The organism is Vibrio sp. Vb0937 (genome assembly GCF_033338855.1).
Genome location: NZ_JAWOTK010000302.1, coordinates 1 through 1,202, shown reverse-complemented (window position 1 = coordinate 1,202; position 1,202 = coordinate 1). Strand labels below are relative to the sequence as shown.

General features: G+C 50.7%; 1 protein-coding gene and 1 pseudogene. Both read right to left on the bottom strand.

Translation table 11 applies throughout. The annotated features are described in order from the left end of the window. Positions 1–22 precede the first annotated feature (22 nt). Positions 23–796: pseudogene (locus R7P67_RS25255) on the bottom strand (cation:proton antiporter); the annotation flags it as partial. Further along, positions 793–1,202 (bottom strand): NAD(P)H-dependent oxidoreductase (locus R7P67_RS25250; RefSeq protein ID WP_318086376.1); only part of this gene is annotated, 410 nt, incomplete at its 5' end. The pseudogene R7P67_RS25255 and the gene R7P67_RS25250, both read right to left, overlap by 4 nt.

The window sequence follows — 1,202 nt, the reverse complement described above, 5'->3', positions numbered from 1 at the left end:
ACCAGCAGCTTCATACGCCACGAGACAAGCCCACTAAACTCATCAGTGCAGCGATGCCAATCACCAGCATCAGCGCGGTCGCCGTAAAGATTTCGCGCAAACCAGAGCTCGCCACGTACTTAAGTAACGGGCGGCTTAAAAAGTGTCCGCCAACCACAACAATTGCAATCGAGGCAGTGATGACAATTCCGTATGCCCAGCCCGGCAAATCGGCCACGAGGTTTAAATCGTCATGATGCTGCGCAGCAGTTTGAACGGCATTTTGTGCTTGTTCGACTAACTCCGGCAGGGCCAACAATGGAATAAAGGCCAACATCGGGATAACGGCGATATCTTGAAAGAGCAGAACAGAAAACGCGTTTTTACCACCTTCTGTTTTGGTTAGCCCTTTTTCGCTAAAGGTTTGCAGCACAATGGCGGTTGATGACAGCGCGAAAATTAGGCCAATCGCCAGAGCAATCGTCCAAGGCTGCTCAAAATACAAGGCGATACCCATAATCGCGGCGACAGTGCCGCCAACTTGCAAGCCACCTAACCCCATCAAGCGATTACGCATCGCCCACAGCATTTTAGGTTCGAGTTCTAAACCAACAAGGAACAGCATCATTACAACGCCAAACTCCGCAAAATGTTGGATGGTTGTGGTCTCTTCACCTACGAGGCCGATGATTGGGCCAATCACCACGCCGGCAATTAAGTAGCCCAACACAGAGCCTAAACCTAAGCGTTTTGCTAACGGAACCGCGATAACGGCGGCTACAAGGTACACAAAGGCTTGTAAGAATATTCCTGTCATGACGCCTCCTTGATGAGCTCCGGCAATGCACTGTTAAGTTTAATGAGCGAAGCGGCGGCCTCGACATCCAATCGGTCTTCGACCAGTGCCGTTAAGAGCTTTTTATAGCGTTCAATATGGCGCGGGATACGACCTTCTTCGGCTGCGGTACGCGAACCAAACAAAGCAAGAGGCGCAATATAGTGCATACCCGTGAGTGCGGACATTTGCTCGATAGGAGCGAGCAGTTCCCGAATCGTAAAATGGTTGTAGCCTTCGGCTTTGTAGGCTTCTTCTTTGCCGCCGGCAGAAAGCACGCACAGCATGGTTTTGCCTTGCAGTTCGGTTCCTTCGGTGCCGTATGCAAAGCCGTATTCCAACACCAAATCTTGCCATTCTTTCAAAATCGCTGGTGTTGAGTACCAGT